At 71.6% G+C, this 21057-nt stretch carries 20 protein-coding genes; 13 read left to right on the forward strand and 7 right to left on the reverse strand.

Going from position 1 to position 21057, the window contains the following annotated elements:
* Window positions 1-8: 8 nt before the first annotated feature.
* From ASG32_RS00780 to ASG32_RS00790, 3 genes are all read right to left on the reverse strand, one after another.
* Window positions 9-1676 carry a methyl-accepting chemotaxis protein gene (locus ASG32_RS00780; protein ID WP_056521400.1) on the reverse strand — a complete coding sequence of 556 codons (1668 nt, stop codon included), beginning with the start codon at window positions 1674-1676 and terminating at the stop codon, window positions 9-11.
* A gap of 401 nt (window positions 1677-2077) precedes the next feature.
* Window positions 2078-2380 (reverse strand): hypothetical protein, encoded by a 303-nt coding sequence (locus tag ASG32_RS00785; RefSeq protein ID WP_020091704.1) that lies wholly within the window; start codon window positions 2378-2380, stop codon window positions 2078-2080.
* A 138-nt stretch (window positions 2381-2518) separates the two neighbouring features.
* Entirely contained in the window at window positions 2519-3229 is a 711-nt protein-coding gene (locus tag ASG32_RS00790) for a GntR family transcriptional regulator (protein ID WP_026604719.1), read from the reverse strand.
* 112 nt (window positions 3230-3341) lie between these two features.
* On the opposite strand from ASG32_RS00790, the gene ASG32_RS00795 reads away from it, so the two are divergent.
* The 13 genes from ASG32_RS00795 (at window position 3342) to ASG32_RS00855 (ending at window position 17268) form a co-directional block, all read left to right on the forward strand.
* Window positions 3342-4400, forward strand: a complete 1059-nt coding sequence (locus tag ASG32_RS00795; RefSeq protein WP_056521404.1) for an alcohol dehydrogenase catalytic domain-containing protein — start codon at window positions 3342-3344, stop codon at window positions 4398-4400.
* Window positions 4397-5413: an NAD(P)H-quinone oxidoreductase gene (locus ASG32_RS00800; RefSeq protein ID WP_056521408.1), complete on the forward strand. Its 1017-nt coding sequence runs from the start codon at window positions 4397-4399 to the stop codon at window positions 5411-5413. Before ASG32_RS00795 ends, ASG32_RS00800 begins: the two co-directional genes overlap by 4 nt.
* Window positions 5413-7140, forward strand: a complete 1728-nt coding sequence (locus ASG32_RS00805) for an acetolactate synthase catalytic subunit (protein WP_056521410.1) — start codon at window positions 5413-5415, stop codon at window positions 7138-7140. The genes ASG32_RS00800 and ASG32_RS00805 overlap by 1 nt, the downstream gene beginning before the upstream one ends.
* A 67-nt stretch (window positions 7141-7207) precedes the next feature.
* On the forward strand, window positions 7208-8428 hold the full coding sequence (locus ASG32_RS00810) for an ABC transporter substrate-binding protein (protein ID WP_056521413.1): 1221 nt from the start codon (window positions 7208-7210) through the stop codon (window positions 8426-8428).
* Between the two features lie 56 nt (window positions 8429-8484).
* Window positions 8485-9372, forward strand: a complete 888-nt coding sequence (locus ASG32_RS00815; protein ID WP_020091698.1) for a branched-chain amino acid ABC transporter permease — start codon at window positions 8485-8487, stop codon at window positions 9370-9372.
* Window positions 9373-9383: 11 nt separating this feature from the next.
* Window positions 9384-11213: a branched-chain amino acid ABC transporter ATP-binding protein/permease gene (locus ASG32_RS00820; protein ID WP_056521416.1), complete on the forward strand. Its 1830-nt coding sequence runs from the start codon at window positions 9384-9386 to the stop codon at window positions 11211-11213.
* Window positions 11200-11904, forward strand: coding sequence for an ABC transporter ATP-binding protein (locus ASG32_RS00825; RefSeq protein ID WP_056521421.1), 705 nt, complete (start codon window positions 11200-11202; stop codon window positions 11902-11904). Before ASG32_RS00820 ends, ASG32_RS00825 begins: the two co-directional genes overlap by 14 nt.
* 1 nt (window position 11905) lies before the next feature.
* The gene (fabG, locus tag ASG32_RS00830) at window positions 11906-12712 is read left to right on the forward strand and encodes a 3-oxoacyl-ACP reductase FabG (RefSeq protein WP_056521424.1); all 807 of its coding nucleotides are present in this window, start codon (window positions 11906-11908) and stop codon (window positions 12710-12712) included.
* A gap of 41 nt (window positions 12713-12753) precedes the next feature.
* Complete coding sequence (locus ASG32_RS00835) at window positions 12754-13563, forward strand: shikimate dehydrogenase (RefSeq protein ID WP_056521427.1); 810 nt, start codon at window positions 12754-12756, stop codon at window positions 13561-13563.
* A 33-nt stretch (window positions 13564-13596) separates the two neighbouring features.
* On the forward strand, window positions 13597-15219 hold the full coding sequence (locus ASG32_RS00840; RefSeq protein WP_056521430.1) for a GMC family oxidoreductase N-terminal domain-containing protein: 1623 nt from the start codon (window positions 13597-13599) through the stop codon (window positions 15217-15219).
* Window positions 15220-15372: 153 nt separating this feature from the next.
* On the forward strand, window positions 15373-15657 hold the full coding sequence (gene catC / locus ASG32_RS00845; protein ID WP_056521433.1) for a muconolactone Delta-isomerase: 285 nt from the start codon (window positions 15373-15375) through the stop codon (window positions 15655-15657).
* Between the two features lie 13 nt (window positions 15658-15670).
* Window positions 15671-15967: a YciI family protein gene (locus ASG32_RS00850; RefSeq protein ID WP_020091691.1), complete on the forward strand. Its 297-nt coding sequence runs from the start codon at window positions 15671-15673 to the stop codon at window positions 15965-15967.
* A gap of 83 nt (window positions 15968-16050) precedes the next feature.
* Entirely contained in the window at window positions 16051-17268 is a 1218-nt protein-coding gene (locus ASG32_RS00855) for an ABC transporter substrate-binding protein (protein WP_042675772.1), read from the forward strand.
* An 83-nt stretch (window positions 17269-17351) separates the two neighbouring features.
* Here ASG32_RS00855 and ASG32_RS00860 read toward each other — a convergent pair whose 3' ends face one another.
* The 4 genes from ASG32_RS00860 to ASG32_RS00875 form a co-directional block, all read right to left on the reverse strand.
* Window positions 17352-18080 carry a winged helix-turn-helix domain-containing protein gene (locus ASG32_RS00860; RefSeq protein WP_056521436.1) on the reverse strand — a complete coding sequence of 243 codons (729 nt, stop codon included), beginning with the start codon at window positions 18078-18080 and terminating at the stop codon, window positions 17352-17354.
* Between the two features lie 145 nt (window positions 18081-18225).
* Window positions 18226-18516, reverse strand: coding sequence for a hypothetical protein (locus ASG32_RS00865; RefSeq protein ID WP_056521438.1), 291 nt, complete (start codon window positions 18514-18516; stop codon window positions 18226-18228).
* A 117-nt stretch (window positions 18517-18633) separates the two neighbouring features.
* Window positions 18634-20520, reverse strand: coding sequence for an adenylate/guanylate cyclase domain-containing protein (locus ASG32_RS00870; RefSeq protein WP_056521442.1), 1887 nt, complete (start codon window positions 20518-20520; stop codon window positions 18634-18636).
* Window positions 20517-21038: a FecR domain-containing protein gene (locus ASG32_RS00875; protein ID WP_056521445.1), complete on the reverse strand. Its 522-nt coding sequence runs from the start codon at window positions 21036-21038 to the stop codon at window positions 20517-20519. Before ASG32_RS00875 ends, ASG32_RS00870 begins: the two co-directional genes overlap by 4 nt.
* Between the last annotated feature and the right edge of the window lie 19 nt (window positions 21039-21057).

Consider the following 21057-nt stretch of genomic DNA (forward strand, 5'->3'; position numbering starts at 1 on the left):
GTGTCGCCTCAGGCGGCCCGCACCGCCGCCAGGTACTCCGCGACCGCCGCGTTCAGGGTCTCCGACTGTCGCGACAGGGCGGTGGCCGCGTCCAGAGCCGCGGCCGCGGTCCGGCCGGTCTCGCCCGCGGCCTGCGTGATGCGCCCGATCGTGACCGTGACCGCCTGGGTGCCGTCGGCGGCCTGGCTGACGTTCCGCACGATCTCCTGCGTCACCGCCTCCTGCTCCTCCATCGCGGCCGCGACGCCCGTGGCGATGGTCCGAAGGTCCAGGACAGCGGCGGTGATCGCCTGGATGACGTCGACCGCGCGGTGGGTCTCCTTCTGAATGGTCGCGACCTGCTCGGAGATCGTCTCGGTCGCCCGGACGGTCTGCGCCGCCAGCGCCTTGACCTCGGTGGCGACGACGGCGAAGCCGCGTCCCGCCTCCCCGGCGCGGGCCGCCTCGATGGTGGCATTCAGCGCGAGCAGGTTCGTCTGCGCGGCGATCCCGGCGATCAGGCTGACCACGGTCCCGATCCGCTCGGCGCCGTCGGCGAGGCTCATCACGAGGGTGTTCGTCTCCGACGCCTCAGTGGCCGCGCGCCGGGCCATGTCCGAGGAGCGCGTGATCTGGCCGTTGATGGACCCGATCGACGTCGCCAGTTCCTCGCCGGCCGCCGCGACGGTCTGAACGTTGACCGCTGTCTGCTCGGCCGCCGAGGACACCTGGAGCAGCTGCGTCGCGGTCTCGCCGGCGCTCCGGTCCATCGTCGCGGCGGCGGCTTCCATGGACGAGGCGCTGGCGGACAGCGCCTCGGTCAGGCGATCCATCCGGGCACGGAACGCCGCGGTGGCGCTGTCCAACGTCTCGGCGCGGCGCGCCTTCGCGGCCGCCTCGTTGGCGGCGGCGGCATCCGTCGCGCGCTTCGCGACGAGCGCGTCCTTGAAGACCTGGACAGCGTTGAGCATCGCGCCGATCTCGTCGCCGCGGTCCGCACCGTCGATCCGCACGTCGAGGTCGCCCGCGGCGAGACGGGTCATCGTCGCCGTGGTCCGCGCGATCGGGCGGGTGACTTGGACGAGGATCACGCGAATGCCGTACCCGACCGCGAGCGCGGCCCCGGCGAGTGTCGCGAAGAGCAGGATTCGCAGGCGCCGCGCCATCGCGTCCGCGCGTGCGAACTCGGCGCGGGCCTCGCGGACCTGCAGGTCGGACAACTCGCCGATGGCCGCCGTCGTCGGACCCATCGCGCGGAGCAGATCGATCCGGGTCGCGGTCACAGCGTTGAGGTCCCCCTTCGTCAAGGCGCGGACGAGGTCGGTGACGATCGCCACGTCCCGATCGAATCGCGTCGTCAGGCTCGCGACGAGCTGTGCCTCCTCGGGCGTGAGGTACGTGGTCAGGTACGCGGACCAGGCTTCCTTCGCCCGTGCCAGCTGGCGATCGAGGATCGTCACGGCTTCGGACGCCTGAATCGCGTGGAACTCGAAATCCCGCGTCGCGGTCAGCATGGCATCGAAGGCATCGCGCATCGCGCCGAACTGGCTGAGCGGCATGACCCTGTCGGCGTAGATCGATTCGAGGCCCCGGAAATCTCTGTAGAGCGCGTAATTGCTGAGCGCTGCTGATCCTACGAGGAGTGTACCCAGCACCCCGAGAAGCGCGAAAAGCCTACCTTTGATCGTGTGAATCATCGATGGCGACCGTATCGTAGTCGGAGTCACGAGCAACGATGGCGGTCTAACACTCTGCATGAGCGTTTCAAGAATTTTCGTGTACTTCTGGACGGCGATACCGTGGAGATTTCACGCCGTTGGATCTGGTGTTTTGAGGAGAACGACAGTTTTATTGAGATAATGACTTGTTCATTGGTCCGATCGTGCGAGCAATGCTAATTCTGTTCCTCGGATGGACGTTGAAGCGCGGGCGTTCAGGTGATGCGTCCAGTTCGATGCCGGTGGCTCCGCGAACGCCGCGCAGCACCACAGCTACGACTCGCGCACAGCGCCGTCAGTTCTGCGGAACGGTGTCCTGCTGTAGCCCGGCGTACAGACCTTCGCGTGGCGGAGCCGCGTTCGACGACGAAGCCTGCCGCTCAGCGCTGCACGGCCTCGATATCATCCTCGTAGATCGAGTCCGGCTGGCAGGCGTGCCATTCCTTCTTCTCGTCCGCCTGCCCCTTGCGGCCCCAGCAATAGCCCGCCTGCGCCAGGCGTCCGCTCAGCCGATCGCGCAGCCGACATTGCTCACGCGTGATGGCTGGATCGCCGGTGCTCTCGCAGGCGCGTGCGGCGTTCGCCTCGGCCGTCAGCAATTCCGGGACGGTCGGAAGCTGCTGCTGGGCGCGCGCGCCCGTGGCGGCGAAGACCAGAGCGAGGACGGCGAGATCGGCGCGCATGGGCGCACGATAATCGAGCTCCGGCGTTCCGCAACCGCGGGCCAATCGACGCCGGCGCCTTCGGGGCTGTGGCCGCCGAGGTCGGCTCGTTGCTTCGGCCATCGATCGATCGCTCGTGGACTCTCCGCGAGCCGGTCATCACCCTGTGGCGGCCGCGCGGACATGCGCGAACAGGCCGCTCCCGCCGCGCTCGATGTCCTCGCGCACGGCATCCCGGGCCGCCTCCGGGTCACCGCGGCGCAGGGCGTCGATGATGCGGCGATGGGGGTGCGGCTCCCAGTCGGGGACGCCGTCATCGTAGAGGTGCGACAGGATCGGGCCGCAGCGCACCCACAGCAACTCCACGATCTCGTACAGGATCGGCATCTGTCCGAGCCTGCACAGCGTCAGGTGAAACTCGGTGTTGAGGTTCACCGCCCGCGCGAAGTCGCGGCTCGCGTGACAGTGCGAGATCTGCGCGTGGATCGCCTCGAGGTCGTCGACCTCGGCCGCGCGGCTGGCTGCCCCAGCGGCGGCGGCACGCCCCTCGAGATCGGTGCGGATCGCCCGGATCTCCAGGAGCTGATCCAAGGTCAGGCGGGGCACGACGACGCTGCCGCGCGCGTCGAGGGCGAGGGCCTTCTCGGCGACGAGCCTGAGAAGGGCCTCGCGCATAGGGGTCGCGCTGATGCCGAACCGGGCCGACATCGGCCGGAGCCGCAGGCGCGTGTCGGGTCGCAACTGCCCGCGCATCAGCGCGACGCGCAGCTCGCGGTAGGCCCGCTCGCTCAGGCTCTCCTTGACGATCGGACGGACCCAGTCCGGCACGATATCGCCTGTTTCCGGTTCGGACGCCGAAGCGCTTGACATATTCCTCCCCTTCGTCCGATGTTTGTTATAACAAATTACGCCTAGCGTCGACGGCACGTGCCGCGAGGCAGGCCGCCGGGCCGGCAGGCTCGGCGGGAGAGAGGGGACGGAAATGCTTGCGTTGCGCAAGGCGACCGCCGCCTTCGGGGCGGACCTCGTCCACGTCGATGCGCCCGCTGCCCCGGGCACGGGACGCGTCACCGTCGCGGTCGCCGCGGCCGGCATCTGCGGCAGCGACATCCACGCCTTCGAGTGGACCCCGGGCTACGGGTTCATGACCGCGTTCATGCCGGTCACTCTCGGTCACGAGTTCTCCGGCACGGTCCGGGCGGTGGGGGACGGCGTGACCGCGCTCGCGGTCGGCGACCGGGTCACCTGCTGGCCGACGGTGCCGTGCGGCGCCTGCGCGGCCTGCGCCGCCGCGCGGCCGCAGGATTGCCAGGGCCGCCGCATCGTCGGCCTGCACGCCGACGGGGCCTTCGCCGATCAGGTCGTCGTCCCGGCCGATAATTGCCGCCGCCTGCCGGACGGGTTGCCGCTGACCGTCGCGGCCCTGGCCGAGCCGCTGGCGGTCGCGGTCAACGCGGTGGACGTCGCGGAGGTCGGTCCCGGCGACCGCGTGGCGGTGCTCGGGCCGGGCCCGATCGGCCTCTGCATCGCCTTCGTGGCACAGCAGCGGGGCGCGGACGTGCTGCTTGCCGGGCTCGACGACGCCGCGCGCCTCGACCTCGCCCGGCGGATCGGCATCCGCCACACGGTCGATCTCGCCTGCATCGGCCTGGACGACGCCGTCCGGCGCGCCTTCGACGGGGAGGCCGACCGGGTGGTCGAGGCGACCGGTTCCGCCCGGTCGGTCAGTGACGGGTTGGCCGTCCTGCGCTCGGGCGGCGTGATGGTGGTGGCCGGCATCCATTCCGGCTCCCTCGACCTCGACCTGACGGGTTTCGTGCGCAGCAAGAAGCAGCTGCGCGCGGCCCACGACACGACGGCGCGCGCCTTCGACGCCGCGCTCGCGCTCCTCGCGGCACATGCCGGGACGCTGGCGGCGCTGATCACCCACCGCCGCCCCCTCACGGAAGCCGGGGCGGCGTTCGAGCTGGCGCGCAGCCGGCAGGCCATGAAGGTGCTGCTTCTCCCGGAAGCGGCGGCGAGCCGGGAAACGGAGCGATGAGCATGGGCATGCGAGCCGTGATCGCCGACGGACAGGGCGGTCCCGAGGTCCTCCGGATCGTCGAGCGTCCGCGCCCGGAGCCGGGGCAGGGCCAGGTGCTCGTGCGCGTCGAGGCCGCGGGCATCAACCGTCCGGACGTGATGCAGCGCGAGGGCCGCTACCCGCCGCCCCCCGGCGCCTCGGACGTGCTCGGGCTCGAACTCGCCGGGATCGTCGAGGCGCTCGGGCCCGGCGCGGGCCGCTTCCGGACCGGGGACCGGGTGTTGGCGCTGGTCCATAGCGGCGCCTACGCCGAGTGGGCCGTCGTCGATGAGGCGGTCGCGCTGCCCGTGCCGGCGGGCCTCCCGGCGGTCGAGGCGGGGGCGATCCCCGAGACCTACTTCACCGTCTGGAGCAACGTGTTCGAGCGCGCCCGGCTGCAGGCGGGCGAGAGCCTCCTGATCCACGGCGGCTCCTCGGGTATCGGCACCACGGCGATCCTGCTGGCGAAGGCCCGGGGCGCCCGGGTGATCGTCACCGCGGGCTCGCCCGAGAAATGCGCGGCCTGCCTGACGCTCGGCGCGGACGCGGCCATCGATTATCGGCGGGAGGATTTCGTCGCCGTGGCCAAGGCCGCCACCGGCGGGAGCGGGCCCGACGTGATCCTCGACATGGTCGGCGGCCCCTACATCGCCCGCAACCTCGATGCCGTGGCGGTCGACGGGCGCATCGCGCAGATCGCCTTCCAGCAGGGCTCGCGGGTGGCGGAGATCGACTTCCAGCCGCTGCTGATGAAGCGGGTGACGCTCACGGGCTCGACGCTGCGCGCTCGGCCGGTGGCCCTGAAGGCGCGCCTCGCCGAAGCCCTCGCCGAGCACGTCCTGCCGCTGCTCGCGGCGGGCCGCGCGCGGCCGCCGATCGATTCCGTGTTCCCGTTCGAGCGGGTCGCGGAGGCCCATGCCCGCATGGATGCGGGCCAGCATATCGGGAAGATCGTCCTGTCGATGGGCGACGCCGCGCAGGGGAGCCGCTGATGTCCGAGATGTCCGAGCGCGCCAACATGACCGGTGCCCACGCCCTCGCGGCCGCGCTCCACCGGCACGGCGTCCGCGACGTGTTCGGCCAGAGCATCCCCTCGGCACTGTTCCTGGCCGCGCCGCACCACGGCATCCGCCAGATCGGCTACCGCACCGAGAACGCGGGCGCCGCCATGGCCGACGCCTACGCGCGGATCTCCGGCCGGGTCGCGGTCGTCGCGGCCCAGAACGGGCCCGCCGCGACCCTGCTGGTGCCGGGCCTCGCGGAAGCCCTGAAGGCCTCGATCCCGGTCGTGGCGATCGTCCAGGACGTCCACCGCCGCTTCACCGACCGGAACGCCTTCCAGGAACTGGACCACCTCGCCCTGTTCGCGGGCGTCGCCAAGTGGGTCCGCCGGGTCGCGGTCGCCGAGCGCATCGACGACTACGTCGACATGGCCTTCGCGGCCGCGGCCTCCGGGCGGCCCGGGCCGGCTGTGCTGCTGGTGCCCCTGGACCTCCTCGACGAGCGGCCGGACTTCGAGGCCGCCGCGCCGCGCCGGTCGGCGAGCCTGGGCACCTACCCCCTCGACCGCACGGTCGCCGACCCGGCCCGGATCGCCGAGGCCGCGGACCTGATCGCCGGCGCGCGGCGTCCCCTCGTGATCGCGGGCGGCGGCGTCCATTCCTCCGGGGCCTACCCGGAACTCACCGCCCTGCAGGGTCTCGGACTGCCGGTCGCCACCACGGTGATGGGCAAGGGGGCCGTCGCCGAGACCGACCCGCTCTCCGTCGGCGTCGTCGGGTACTTCATGGCGCCGCGGGCGCGCTCGTCCCATCTGCGCAGCCTCGTCACGGAGGCTGACGTCGTCCTCCTCGTCGGAAACCGCACCAACCAGAACGGCACCGACAGCTGGTCGCTCTACCCGGCGGACGCCCGCTTCATCCATCTCGACGTCGACGGGGGCGAGGTCGGCCGCAACTACGAGGCCCTGCGCCTCGTCGGCGACGCCAAGCTGACCCTCGCCGCCCTCGCCGAGGCGCTCCGGCAGCGCGACCTCGCGGGATTGGAGGGCCGCCGCGCGCCGCTCGCCGACACGATCGCCCGCGCCCGCGAGGCCCAGGCCGGCGACATGGCCCGCCTCGTCGACATGGAGGCCGCGCCGATCCGGCCGGAGCGGATCATGGCGGAGATCGACGCGGTCACGACCGCCGAGACCGTCGTCGTCGCCGACGCGAGCTACGCCTCGATCTGGATCGCCAACTTCCTGACGGCGCGGAAGGCCGGCCAGCGCTTCCTGACGCCGCGCGGCATCGCGGGCCTCGGCTGGGGCCTGCCCTTCGCCCTCGGCGCCAAGGCCGCCCGCCCGGACGCGCCCGTGATCTGCGTGACCGGCGACGGCGGCTTCGGCCACGTCTGGTCGGAGCTGGAGACGGCGCGGCGGATGCGGCTGCCGGTCATCGTCGTCGTCCTGAACAACCAGATCCTCGGTTACCAGAAGCACGCGGAGCTGAGCCTGTTCGGCGACTTCACCGACGTCTGCGACTTCGAGGCGGTCGACCACGCCGCCATCGCGCGGGCCTGCGGCTGTGCCGGGACGCGGGTCGAGCGCCCCGAGGATCTCGCACCGGCGCTGCGCGACGCGCTCGCCGGCGGCGCCGTGACGGTGATCGACGTGATCACCGACCAGCGCGCCTACCCGCCGATCACCAGCTTCGAGGGCAAGGACGCCCTCGCCTACTGACGCCGACGATTGACCCGACCGGAAGGCGCGCGAAGCGCCGGGTCGACGACTGACACGGGAGGAAACGATGAGAGTTCTGGCGCGTGCACTCGCCGCCGCCCTCGTGCTGGGCGCCGCGGCCCAGGCGGCGGGACCGACGACGGCCCGAGCCGCCGACGTGAAGTTCGGCGCGCTCTTCCCGTTCAGCGGGCAGCTCGCCCTGCTCGGCGAGGAGAGCGCCCGCGGCGTCGAGATCGCCGTCGACGAGATCAACGCAGCCGGCGGCGTCCAGGGGCAGAAGGTGGTGCTCGCCCGCGGCGACGCCGTCGACAACAACCAAGCGATCGGCGAGGCACGCCGCCTCATCTCCCTGGAGAAGGTGGCGGCGATCTTCGGCTCCTACTCGTCCGCCCGCTCCATCGCCGCGAGCCAGGTGGCCGAGCTGTCTGGCATCCCGTATTTCGAGCTCGGCGCGGTGGCCGAGGAGGTCACCGGGCGCGGGCTCCAGTACCTCTACCGCACCAACCCGACGGCCGAGGACATGGCCAAGCTGGCGGTGGAGATGATCGTCAACAAGGTCGCCGCCGGGCTCGGCAAGAAGCCCGAGGACCTGAAGATCGGCATCATCTACGAGGATTCGAGCTACGGCACCTCGGTGGCGGGCTTTCAGAAGAAGTTCGCCGCCCAGGCCAAGCTCAACGTCGTGACCGCGCAGGGCTACCCCGCCTCGACGGTCGACATGTCCTCCCTCGTCCTCGACCTGAAGGGGCGCGGCATCGACGTCCTGCTCCAGACGTCCTACCAGAACGATTCCGTACTGTTCCTGCAGCAGGCCAACGAGGCGGGCTTCAAGCCGGGCGCCATCATCGGCGGCGGCGGCGGCTACTCGATGCAGCCCACCGCCGACGCGGTCGGCCACAAGGTCATCGAGGGCGTGCTCGACACGGATTTCACACAGTACCTCGTCAACACGAAGTACACGCCCGGCATCGAGAACTTCGTCGCGGCCTATCAGAAGAAGTACGGGAGCGCCCCGCGCTCCGGGCACTCCCTGAATAACTACGTCGGCGCCAAGCTCATCCTCGAGGCCATCGGCAAGGCGAAGGGCTTCGAGCCCGACACCATCGTCAAGGCCGTCCAGGCCATCGACGTGAAGGACGGCGTCACCGCGGTCGGCTACGGGTTCAAGTTCGGCAAGAACAACCAGAACGAACGCGCCGCGATGATGGGCATGCAGTGGCAGGGCGGCAAGCTCGTCACGGTCTATCCCGACAGCGCCGCCGTCGCGCCCATGGAGATGCGCAAGTAACCGCAGGTCTCCGAAGGTAACAGCGCCGCCGTCACGCAGGTCCACGGAGATCGGGGATGGACGTCTTCCTCCAAGTGCTCGCCAACGGGGTGATGCTCGGCGGCCTGTTCGCGATCGTCAGCGTCGGGCTGACCCTGATCTTCGGCATCGTGAAGGTCGTGAACTTCGCCCACGGCGAGTTCCTGATGGTCGGGATGTACCTGACCTATCTCGCGGTGACCGGGCTCGGGCTGCACCCCTTCGCGGCGGTGATCCTCGTCGTGCCGGTCCTGTTCCTGCTGGGCGCCCTCACACAGCGGTTCCTGATCCAGCCCCTGCTCGCCGCGGGCGACCATCACATCCAGATCTTCGCCACGGTGGGCCTGTCGACGGTGCTGATCAACCTCGCCCTCCTCGTCTTCGGGGCCGACATCGCCAACACGCCGCCGTCGGGCCTGCGCCAGCCGCTGGAGATCGGCCCGGTCCGGGTGCTGCTCGGGCAGGTGGTGATCCTCGGCTCCGCGATCGTGCTGGTGGCGGGGCTCCAGATGTTCCTGGCGCGCACCCGCACGGGCCGGGCGATCCGCGCGGTCGCCCAGAACCGCGCGGCGGCCGAGCTGATGGGCATCGACGTCGACCGGATCTACGCCCTGACGTTCGGCATCGGCGCGGCCTGCGTCGGGGTGGCGGCGGTGCTGATCGCGCCGCTCTACCCGACCTCGCCCAACAGCGGCACCTACTTCGTGCTGATCGCCTTCGTGGTCGTCGTGCTCGGCGGCCTCGGCTCCATCCGCGGCGCCTTCGTCGGGGCGATCCTGATCGGCCTGATCGACAGCGTCACGGGCTTCTACGTCGGCGCGGACATGCGCGAGGTCGCGGTCTTCGGCGTGTTCCTGGCGATCCTGATCCTGAAGCCCTCGGGCCTCTTCGGGCGGCAGCTGCGGCTGTCCCACGTCTCGCCGTGAGGGAGCCCGCGATGACCGATATCCCGCTCGCCGCAGCACCGTCCGCGGCCCCGACAGCCGCACCGTCCGCCGCATCGTCCGCCTTCCCGCGCCGGGGCGCGGCGGCGCTGGCGCTCGTCCTCGCGGCCCTGGTGGCGGTGCCGGTCGCGGTCGGCAACCCGTTCATCTACCACGTCTTCATCACGATCTGCGTCTTCGCCGCGCTCTCGACCGCCTGGAACATCGTCGGCGGGTACGCCGGCCAGCTCTCCCTCGGCCACGGCATCTTCTACGGTCTCGGCGCCTATTGCGGGATGCTGCTCGTCGGCGCCGGGATCAGCCCGTGGATCGGCATGGTGGCCGGCGCCGCCCTCGCCGTGCTGGTGGCGCTGGCGATCAGCTACCCGTGCTTCCGGCTGCACGGGCCGTTCTTCTCGCTGGCGACCATCGCCTTCCTCGAAGTCTTCCGCGTCCTGGCGCTGCATTTCCGGGACCTGACCGGCGGCGCCACCGGTCTGATGATCCCGCTGAAGTTTGGCTGGACGTGGATGGTGTTCCGGGACCGCTGGCCGCCGCTGGCCATCGCCTTCGGGCTCCTCCTGCTGACCCTGGCGGTCGCGTGGTGGATGCGTAGCCACCGGATCGGCTTCTACCTCGTCGCCACCCGCGAGCGGGAATCGGCCGCGCGCGCCGCGGGCGTGCGCACGGTGCAGGTGCGGCTCGTCGCCGTGGCGGTGTCGGGGGGGCTCACCGCGATGGTCGGCACCTTCCACGCCATGTACCTGACCTTCATCGAGCCGGCGGCGATGTTCTCGCTCACCCTGTCGATCCAGATCGCGATGTTCGCGCTGATCGGCGGACTCGGCACGGTGTTCGGGCCGCTCCTCGGCGCGCTGCTCCTCGTGCCGATCACCGAACTGGCCCGCGGCTGGCTGGGCGCCAAGGCCCTAGGGCTCCACGGCCTCGTCTACGGCCTCGTTCTGGTGCTCGTCGTCCTGTTCCTGCCCAACGGGCTGATGGGCCTCGTGTCCCGCTTCGCGCGGGCTCGCGCGGGCGGCCGCGGCGCGCAGGCGGCGTCGGTTCCGGCCGTTCCGCGGGCCCCGGAGCGGCCGCCGGTCGGCGCGGACCTGATCCGGGTCGAGGGCCTGCAGAAGCGCTTCGGCGGCCTGCACGTCACCAACGATGTCGGCTTCACGCTCCGGGAGGGCGAGATTCTCGGCCTGATCGGCCCCAACGGGGCCGGCAAGACCACCGTCTTCAACATGATCTCGGGCTTCCTCAAGCCCGATGCCGGCACGGTGAGCGTCCGCGCGCCGGACGGGACGTGGCACCGGCCGGGCCGGCCGTCGGATTTCGCGACGCTCGGCGTCGGCCGCACCTTCCAGATCGTGCAGCCCTTTGCGGCCATGACGGTCGAGGAGAACATCATGGTCGGCGCGTTCCACCGCCACAGCGACGTCCGCGAGGCCCGGGCGGTCGCGCGCGAGACCGCCGAGCGGATGGGGCTCGCGCCCTGGCTCGGGAGCGAGGCGCGCGGCCTCACCATCGGGGGCCTCAAGCGGCTCGAGGTCGCCCGCGTGATGGCGATGCGCCCGCGCGTGCTTCTGCTCGACGAGGTCATGGCCGGCATCAACCAGACCGACGTGCGCCGCGCCATCGACCTGATGCTGTCGATCCGCGACACCGGCGTCAGCATCATCGCGATCGAGCACGTCATGCAGGCGGTGATGGCGCTCTCCGACCGGGTGATCGTCCTGAGTTCCGGGCAGATCATCGCCCAGGGCAGCCCGCAGGACGTGGTGCGCGACGCAGCCGTGATCGAGGCGTATCTCGGCAAGGAGTTCGCCCATGCTCACGCTTGAGCGCATGGATGCCGGTTACGGCGCGACCAGCATCCTGCACGCCGTCTCGCTCGAGGTGCGCGCCGGCGAGGTGGTGACGATCGTCGGCGCGAACGGGGCCGGCAAGACGACGACGCTGCGGACCATCGCGGGCCTGGTGAAGCCCACCCGCGGCCGGATCCTGTTCGAGGACGAGGACGTCACCCGGCTCTCGGGCCACGAGATGGTGGCGCGCGGCGTCACCCTGATCCCGGAGGGGCGCCAGCTCTTCCCCGAGATGACGGTGCGGGAGAACCTGCTGATGGGCGCCTACCGCCGCGCGGCGCGCGAGCGCCAGTCGGAGACGCTCGCGGACGTGCTCGACCTGTTCCCGCGGGTGCGCGAGCGCCTCGACCAGAATGCCGGCTCCCTCTCGGGCGGCGAGCAGCAGATGGTGGCCATCGCCCGCGGGATGATGGCCCGTCCCAAGCTCCTGATGTTCGACGAGCCCTCGCTGGGCCTCGCCCCGATCGTGGTGGCGCAGGTCTTCGCGGTGGTGGACCGGATCGTGAAGACCGGCGCCACCGTCCTGATCGTCGAGCAGAACGTGTTCCACACGCTGCAGGTGGCCGACCGGGGCTACGTTCTGGAGAACGGCGAGATCGTCCTCGCCGACGCGTCCGCGGCCCTTCTCGAGAACGACCACGTCCGACGCGCCTATCTGGGGATCTGAGATGACCGAGCGGCAGACGAACGCCGAGGCGATCGCGCGGCGCCCGAGCCACGCCGGCCGGCGCGTCCTCGTCACCGGGGCCGGCCGCGGGATAGGCCGGGCGATCGCGGAAGGGTTCGGCGCGCGGGGCGCCCTGGTGGGCGTGGCCGACGTGAACCCGGACGACGTCATGGCGACCGTCGCGGCGATCGAGGGCGGAGACGGTCGCGCCCTGCCGCTGCGCCTCGACGTCGCCGACTACGCGGCCGTCGAGGCGGCCCTGTCGGAGGCCGCCGCCGCGATGGGCGGCGCGTTCGACACGGTGGTCAACAACGCCGGCATCTCGCCCAAGCACGATGGGGCGGCCCACCGGGTCTGGGAGATGGATCCGGCGGAGTGGAACCGCGTCATCGCGGTCAACCTGACGGGGGCGTTCAACACCGTCCGCGCGCTGGCGCCCGCGATGTGCGCGGCCGGGCGCGGCTGGATCGTCAACATGTCGTCGGTGGCGGGCAAGACCCACTCGCCGATCGTCGCCTGCCACTACGCGGCCTCGAAGGCCGGCCTGATCGGGCTCACCAAGCACCTCGCGGCCGAACTCGGCCCGTTCGGCATCCGCGTCAACGCGATCGCGCCGGGGCGGATCGAGACCCCGATGGTCCGGGCGGTGGGCCGTGCCGTCAATGACGAGCAGGTGCGCCTGACCCCGATGGGCCGGCTCGGCGCCCCCGAGGAGGTCGCGGATCTCGCCCTCTACCTGACCTCCGCCGAGGCCAGCTTCGTCACCGGTCAGACCGTCGACGTCGCCGGCGGCCTCTACATGACGTGAGCCGGGACCGGTCGGGACAGGCGATGGACGGGAGGACGGCCATGAGCAGCGCGGTCACCGCGACCGGGATCACCGGGCGGACCCGGGTCTATGGGATCCTGGCGGACCCGATCTACCACGTGAAGGCGCCCGAGGTGATGGGGGCGCTCTTCGCCCGCCACGGCGTGGACGGCGTCCTCGTCCCGCTGCACGTGGCGGCGGACGGCCTCGCCGCCGTGATGGACGGGCTGCGGCACCTGCGCAATTTCGGCGGCTTCATCGCCACGGTCCCGCACAAGACCGCGATGACCGGCCTGTGCGACGCCCTCACCCGGGAGGCCGAGCAGATCGGGGCGGTCAACTGCGTCCGGCGGGAGGCGGACGGGCGCATGGTCGGCACGATGCTCGACGGGATCGGCTTCGTCGAGGCGCTGCGCGCGTCGGGCCTGGAGCCGCGCGGCCGGAGCGCGGCGCTGGCGGGGGCCGGCGGCGCGGCGAGCGCCATCGCCTTCGCGCTCGCCGAGGCCGGTGTCGCCCGCCTGACGATCCTGAACCGCACTGCCGACCGCGCCCAAGCGCTGGCGGAGCGTCTGCGCGCCGCCTATCCCGGGCTGGCGGTCGCGGCCGAAGGCGTCCAGGCGGAGCACGATCTCCTCGTCAACGGCACGTCGCTCGGGATGCGCCCGCAGGACGCCGCCCCCTTCGACCTGGGCGCCCTCCACGCCGGCCAGTTCGTCGCCGAGGCGATCATGGATCCCGAGACCACGCCGCTGCTCGCCGCCGCGCTGATGGCGGGCTGCCGCGTCCAGAAGGGCCTGCCGATGCTGGAGTGTCAGATCGCCCTGATGGCCCGCCACATGGGCGCCCTCTGAGGCGGGAACCGGGGACTGAGCTTGGGGCGCACCGTGGGACCGACCGACATCGACGCCGTCGCGGCCGGCGCGTTCGACTACGTGATCGTGGGCGGCGGCACCGCGGGCTGCGTCCTAGCCAACCGCCTGACCGAGTCCGGGACGCACCGGGTCCTGCTCCTCGAGGCGGGGGGACGGGCGCGCAGCCCCTGGGTCGCGATCCCGGCGGGCTTCAGCCGCCTGCTCCAGCACCCATCCTACAACTGGCGGTTCCGGACCGAGCCCGAGGCGGCGACCGGCGGCCGGGTGATCGCGGTCCCGCGGGGCAAGGGCCTCGGCGGGTCGACGCTGATCAACGGCATGATCTACGTGCGCGGACAGCCGCAGGATTACGATGCCTGGGCGCAGGCCGGGTGCCGCGGCTGGGGATTCTCGGACGTGCTCCCCTATTTCCGCAGGCTCGAGGATTACGAGGGCGGCCGCGAACCGTTGCGTGCCCGCGGCGGTCCGCTGCCGCTGACGGAAGTGGCCGAGCGTCCTGCGATCGCGGAGGCCTTCATCGCCGCCGCGCAGGCGGCAGGCTACCCGCGCAATCCCGACTACAATGCGGAGAGCCAGGACGGCTTCGGCTACTACCAAGTGAACCAGCGGCGCGGCCGGCGCGTCAGCGCCGCCGATGCCTATCTGCGGCCGGCCCTGGCCCGCCCGAACCTCGCCGTCGTGACCGACGCGCACGTCCTGCGGCTGACCTTCGACGCGGGTCGGGCGAGCGGCGTCGCCGCTCTGGTCGGCGGCCGCGAGCGGCTCTTCCGCTGCCGCGGGGAAGTGATCCTCGCCGCGGGGGCGGCCCAGACCCCGCAGATCCTGGAACTGTCCGGCCTCGGCGATCCGGCGATCCTCGGATGGCTCGGCGTCGCCGTGCGGCGCGCCCTCCCCGGCGTCGGCGCCAACTACATGGACCATTACTGCACGCGCATGAACTGGCGCGTGCGCCTGCCGGTGACGCTGAACGAGCAGACCCGCGGCCTGCGCCTCGGCCTCGCGGCGGCGCGCTACCTCGCGACGCGGCAGGGCATCCTGGCGCTGGGGACCGGTCTCGCCCACGGCTTCGTGCGCACCCGGCCGGGGCTCGACGGGCCCGACGTGCAGTACTTCTTCATGCACGCGAGCTACGCCAACGCCGCCGAGCGCAAGCTCGACCGCCTGCCCGGCATGACGATCGGCGTCACGCAGTTGCGACCGGAATCGCGCGGGACGATCCACGCCGCGTCGCCCGACCCGCTCGCGCCGCCCGCCATCCGCCCGAACTTCCTCGCCACCGCGGAGGATCGCCGGGCGATGGTCGAGGGCATGAAGATCGCCCGCGCCATCGTCGCGCAGGCGCCGATGGAGCGCTTCCGCGGGGCCGAGCTCAACCCCGGTCCGGACTGCCGGACCGACGCGGACTGGCTCGATTTCGCCCGCCGCGACGGCCAGACGATCTACCACATCTGCGGCACGTGCCGCATGGGCGACGATCCGGATTCGGTGACGGATCCCAGCCTGCGCGTGCGCGGCGTGGCCGGCCTTCGGGTGGCCGATGCCTCGATCATGCCGCGCATCGTCTCCGGCAACACGCAGGCCGCGGTGTTCATGATCGCCGAGAAGGCCGCCGACCTGATCCGAGCCGATGCCTGATCCGGTCTGGCCATCGGGCGCCGCGGCGCGTACGGCAGCACCGCGCCGGTCTCGGCCGCGTCTCGGCGTCGTGTCGGCGTCGTCCGGCGCTTCGCGACGCAGCAGACCGCAGGTCAAACGCCCCGGAACGACCGGCGGCAGAGGTTCGACGTCATGCTCTACATGGTCCACATGCAGGTCAACATTCCGGCGTCCCTCCCGAAGGAGGAGGCGGCTCGCCTGAAGGCCGAGGAGAAGGCCTACGCCAAGAAGCTCCAGCAAGATGGCCGATGGCGGCATCTCTGGCGCATCGCCGGGCAGTACGCCAATTACAGTGTCTTCGACGTGGCGGGAAACGATGAACTTCACGAAATCCTGAGTTCGCTGCCGCTCTACCCGTATATGGCGATCAGCGTGACGCCGCTGGCGCAGCATCCCTCCGCGATCGCGGCCAACTGACGGGACCACCGCCATGCCTTACATGATCGAGACCTTCGACAAGGCCGGGAGCCTGGACGTCCGCAGGGCGAACCGCGCGGAGCATCTCGTCTACCTCGACCGGATCAAGGACCGGCTCCTGGCCTGCGGCGCGAAGCTGAACGACGACGGGAGCGACGCCGGCGGCGGCCTCTACGTCGTCGACGTCGAGACCCGCGCGGAGGCCGAGGCGCTCATCCACGCGGACCCGTTCTACAAGGTCGGGCTCTTCGAGCGCGTCGAGATCCGGCGCTGGCGCAAGGCCTACCTGGACGGCCGCAGCTATCTCTGAGACCGAGGGAACGCGGTTTCGAAGGACAGGCGGCCTTCCGGTACGGGGCAGCCGCTGAAGAACAAGAGATTGGGGAGGAAACAATGATCCGTCGTCCTTGGGTGGCGGCCGCCGCGTTCGGCGCCGCTGCCCTCACCGCCCTGCCCGCCTCCGCGCAGTACGCGGATGGCGGCATCAAGATCGGCATCCTGACCGACATGTCCGGCGGATACTCGGATCTGGCCGGCCGCGGCTCGGTGACGGCCGCGCAGCTCGCGGTCGAGGATTTCGGACGTCCGATCAACGGTCGGAAGGTCGAGCTCGTCTTCGCCGATCACCAGAACAAGGCGGACATCGCCTCGTCGATCGCGCGCCGGTGGTTCGATACCGAGGGCGTCGACGCCATCTTCGACACCAATTCCTCGGTCGCGGGGCTGGCGGTGCGCGAGGTCGCGCGCAGCAAGGGCAAGATCGACATCAACTCCGGCGCCGGCTCCATGGCACTGACCAACGCCGCGTGCTCGCCGACCGGCGCCCACTGGTCGTGGGATACCCACTCGCTCGCGGCCGGCACCGCCGCGGCGCTGGCGGACGATCCGAAGAACACGTGGTTCTTCATCACGGCCGACTACACCTTCGGGCACGATCTGGAGGCGCAGGTCACCCGGGTTGTGAAGGCAAAGGGCGGCACGGTGCTCGGGTCGGTCAAGCACCCGTTCCCCAATCCGGATTTCTCGTCCTACCTGCTGCAGGCACAGGCGTCGGGCGCGAAGATCATCGGCATGGCCAACGCCGGCGCCGACACGATCAACACCATCAAGCAGGCGAGCGAGTTCGGCATCCTGCAGGGTGGCCAGAGGCTGGGCGGGCTCAACATCTTCCTGACCGACATCTACTCCGTCGGATTGCCGGCGGCGCAGGGCATGATCCTGACGACGGGCTTCTACTGGGACATGGACGACCAGACGCGCGCCTTCGCGCGGCGCTTCGGCGAGCGGATGGGCGGCCGGATGCCGACCATGGTCCAGGCCGGCGACTACTCGGCGGTGCTCCACTTCCTGAAGGCGGCCGAAGCCGCCGGCACGGATGACGGCCTGAAGGTGATGGCCAAGATGCGCGAGCTGCCGATCCAGGATTTCTTCGCCCGCAACGCCACGCTGCGCCCGGACGGCCGCATGGTCCACGACATGTACCTCGCCCAGGTGAAGTCCCCGGCGGAATCGACGGGGCCCTGGGACTTCTACAAGATCCTGAAGACGATCCCGGGCGACCAGGCGTTCCAGCCGCTCTCCGAGAGCACGTGCAAGCTGGTGAAGGGCTGACGCGCGCCTTCGCGGCTCGTCGCTCACAGGGGGGCGCGGGCCGTGCACCCCTGTCTCCACCGGGGTCGCCGCTCGCGACGGCCCTAGTGGGACGTGCTCTCGACCGCAGCGGCGAAGACGTAGCCGACCCCGCGCTCGGTCACGATGAGCTTCGGGTCGCTGGGCCTGCGCTCGATCTTCCGGCGCAGCCGCAGGATCTGCACGTCGATGCAGCGATCGAAGACGTCGTCGTGGACGCGGGTGACCTGGAGCAGGTACTCGCGGCTGAGCGGACGCTGAGGTGCGTCGAGGAACGCCGCCAGGAGCGCGTAGTCGCGCTTGCCCAGGACGACCTCTTCCCCGTCGGGATTGATCAGACGCCGGCGTCGACGGTTGAGGACCCAGCCGTCGAAGCGCCGGCACGGCGCCTCCGCGGGACGGGACGAGGCCTGCGCCGCGACGCGGCGGAGGACGACGCGCACGCGCGCCAGGAATTCGCGCAGGCCGTAGGGTTTGACGATGTAGTCGTCGGCGCCGAGTTCGAGGCCGAGCACGCGGTCGAACTCCTCGCAGCGATGGGCCGTCGTCAGGATGACGGGAACATCGCTCACCGCGCGCAGGTCCCGCAGCAGGTCGAGGCCGTTCTCCGCGCCCGGGCGAAGATTGAGCACCACGAGGTTGAACTGCGACGGATCCGCGAGCTCTCCGCGCGCCTCGGCCCGCGTCGACGCCGGGACGACGTCGACCCCGTGCCCATCGAGGTATCCGGAGACGACACGCTGAATCTCCGCGTCATCGTCGACGAGCAGAATGCGCAGGCCGTGATGATGCATAAGCGATGCTCCTCCGGAATCCCGATTGGCGCGATCATCGGAGCAGCGGTCCGAGGGTGTCCGGCCGTCCCGGGGCGGCCGGAGGCGCGTCGTCATCCCCTCGCCTGTCGATCGGCCTGGCCGCTGCTCCCGCGGCGTGACGGCTTCAGCGGCAGGCCCGCTCGTAGCGGCCCCACACCGGGCTGAAGAACAGGTGACAGTCGCCGAAAAAGCCGCCCGCGGCGTATCCGCCCGCCGGGCTCCACCAGCCATGGCCGCCGAAGCGGTGATGGAAGCCGTGATGGAAACCGCCGTGGTGGAAGCCGTGATGGAAGCCGCCATGGTGCCCGAAGCTTCCGTGCCCGAAGCCGCGCGCTTCGGCTCGTCCGGGCGCGGTCGCCAGGGCGGCGAGGGCGAGGCAGGACAGGATCGCGGTCTTCGTCGAGGTGATCGTCATGAGTTGTCTCCCGTTGCGATACGGGGACGATGCACCGGAGAGCCCGGGGGGACTGTGACCCGAGTCACAGTTTCAGTGTGATCCTCCGGTCGGTCAGCGACGCGCTCGGGGGAGCGGCTAGGACGTCGTCGCGCGCGGGTGGCGCAGCCAGACCTCGAGGGGCTGGCTGCGGCCGCGGATCGCCGCGGTCCGGCTCTCGAAAGCGCCCTCCGACCGCTCGAGCCCGGCCGCCTGCGCCAGCTCGGCGCTGAGTGCCAGGCGAGCGTGGGCGTCCGCCGCGACCGCCAGAAGGCGGCTCGCCACGTTGACCGTGTCGCCCGTCGCGGTGATGTGCTGGTTGGTGTCGCTGCCGAGGCGCGAGAGGATCACCGGCCCGTAATGCGCGCCGATGCGCAGATCGAGGGCCGGCCCGGATCCGTGCAGGACCGGGCTGTCCGCGATCCAGGCGCGCGTGCGGACGATGAGTTCCTCCGCGGCCTGGACGGCGTGCGCCGCCTGGTCCGGGTCCGGATCGAGGGCGCCGAACAGGATCATGGCGCCGTCGCCCATGAAGTTCACCACGACGCCCCCGCGCAGGGTCACCGCTTCGTCCACGAGATCGTGGAACGTCTTGAGCATCGCCCGCGTCCGCGCCGGGCCGAGCTGCTCGCTCCGGCGCGTGAAGCCGGTGAGGTCGACGAACAGCACGGGGATGTCGCGCGCGACCGGCTCGGCGAGGTAACCCGGATCGCGCGCGAGCCGCTCGGCCAGGGCGGCAGGCTGCATCCGCCGCAGCACCTGCTCGGACCGCGCCACGCGCGCGCTCTGGCGGCGCTCGAGCGTCTGGCGGCCGACCGCGCAGACCAGCGCCGGCAGTCCCACGGCCGCGAGCGGCAGGGCGGCGCTCAGCCAGATGCCGTGGGCGAATGCGACGGCGCCCGCGGCGAGCCATCCTGCCGTCGCGAGCAGGACCAGGATCAGGCCCGGGCCCGGCGGCAGCAGCGCGATGGCGAGCGCGGACCCGACCGCCAGGAGGACCGAGGCCGCGGCGTCTCGCTGCCGCACGCCGGCGTCCCGGACGAGGGCGTCCCCCGTGGTGAGGTGGGCGATGCCGGTGGCGAGGAGTTCGACGCCGGGCAAGACGGGATCGAACGCGGTGGCGAAGGTGTCGCCGCCGCCGAGCGCGGTGACGCCGATCACGACGATGCCGTCCGAGAGCGCCGCGGCCGGCGCCGTCCCGTCGAGGAGGGCGGCCGCGCTCACCGTCGCGATCGTGCGTCGCGGACCGTAGGGGCGCAGCGGGAGGTGGTAGCCGAGGTCCAGCGACAGGGCGCGGTCGCCGATCTGGACGCGCCCCTTGCTGAGCACGGGGTCGTTGCGCGCCGCCAGGGCGGCCGCGCGCAGCACGAAGGACGCGGCGGCGCCGTCGGCCGTGCGCACAACCAGGGGGAGATGGCGGGGTACGCCCGACGCGTCCTCGGCGACGTTGACGACACCGGACGCGACGTCTTCGCCGAGCTTCGGCGACGGCCGGTGGAGCGCGGTGGCGAACGGGATGCCGTCCTCGCTGGCGCTCCCGTCGAAGACCGCAGCCGAAGCCAGAATCGCTGTGGTCTTCCCGAGGGCGACGGCGAGCGCGCTGTCCGCCTCCGGCTGCCGCCCCGCCTCGAGGAACAGCACGTCGACGGCGATCACGCGCGGGCGGGCCTCCGCCACCCGCTCGACGATCCGCGCCATCGTGGTCCGCGAGACCGGGAAGCCGCCTTCGCGCCGCACCGTCGCGTCGTCGATCGCCACCACGGTGAGGTTGGCGGGCGGCGTGCGCGGGCCGGCGAGCCGCAGGCGCAGGTCCGTGAGGGCGGATTCCAGGCGGTCGAGGGGCGTCGCGCGCCCGGCGAGATGGAGATGGCCGAGCCAGGCGCCCCAGGCGAGCGCGCCGAGCGACGCGGCGAGCAGGAAGACGCGCCGCGCCAGCCGGAAGGTCCGGTCGGGCGTCGGAGCTGCCGGCCGACCGGCCTCGCTCAACGCCCGAACCGCTCGAGCAGGCTCCTGACGCGCTCCTGGGGCCAGCGCCGGACCTCCAGAGGGTCGCGGCCGTCATCGACGTCGACCCCCTCGCCCGGCCCGAGCGTGACGGCGACCTGCGGGTCGGTGCGCCGGGCGACGTCAACCCGTCCCTGCGCCACGAAGACGGAGGTGCGCGCCCGCGTCACGTCGACGGCGTAGACCGTGCCCCGCACCGAGGCCACCGCGTGGGGGGTGAGGATCTGGAAGCCGTCTCGGCGGACGCGGCGGCTCGCCGGGATGGTGACGAAGACCGCGTTGCCGCCGATCTCGGCGCCCTTGAGATGTCCGTCACCGTCGGAACCCACGGGGCGCAGGCTGCCCGCGCGCTCGGTTTCGAGCGTCAGGCCGTCGGCGCAGTGCAGGATCCGCAAGGGCGGATCGAAGCGCGTCGTCTCCGTACATCGCGTCTGCGCTGCGGCGCTCGACGCCGCGAGGGTGAGGGCGGCCGTGGCCGCCAGGCGCGCTGTCGTTCTCATGCGGTGAAGCCCTGTCGAC

The sequence above is a fragment of the Methylobacterium sp. Leaf361 genome (assembly GCF_001424445.1).
In the GTDB taxonomy this organism is placed as follows: Bacteria; Pseudomonadota; Alphaproteobacteria; order Rhizobiales; family Beijerinckiaceae; genus Methylobacterium.